Origin of the sequence: Shewanella sp. Sh95 (assembly GCF_001308045.1) — a bacterium.
GTDB lineage: Bacteria > Pseudomonadota > Gammaproteobacteria > Enterobacterales > Shewanellaceae > Shewanella > Shewanella xiamenensis.
This window is the reverse complement of sequence record NZ_LGYY01000007.1, coordinates 1-447: the sequence shown is the minus strand read 5'-3', so window position 1 is coordinate 447 and position 447 is coordinate 1. Positions and strand designations below refer to the sequence as shown.

1 pseudogene is annotated in these 447 nt (G+C 72.3%); it reads right to left on the bottom strand.

Annotated elements, in window-relative coordinates:
• Positions 1-438 (bottom strand): annotated as a pseudogene (locus AEA42_RS00490) (PEP/pyruvate-binding domain-containing protein); the annotation flags it as partial.
• Between the last annotated feature and the right edge of the window lie 9 nt (positions 439-447).

Genomic DNA, 447 nt, shown 5'->3' with positions numbered 1-447 from the left:
GTCCAGGACCGCGACGATCGCCATGTCCAGCTGATCACGCCGGTGGTGCGGGAACTCGCGCCCCGACTCGTCGCGCACGATCTGCTTGTACGTGCCGACCAGCGCGCGCAGGTCGTCCGCGTCCAGGTCGACGTCGGCGGTGACGCCGCGGCCGGCCTTCGCCTTGTCCAGCGCGTCGGCGAACAGGTCCGCCTCGATGCCCAGGACCGTGCGCCCGAACATCTGGATCAGCCGGCGGTAGGAGTCCCACGCGAACCGCTCGTCGCCCGACAGCTCGGCCAGCCCCTGCACGGACGCGTCGTTGAGGCCGACGTTGAGGACCGTCTCCATCATCCCGGGCATCGAGAACTTCGCCCCCGAGCGCACCGAGACCAACAGCGGGCCGAGGAAGTCCCCGCGCCGGGGCCCGGGCCCGGCACCGAGGTGCCGGGCCGCCATAGCCACCCC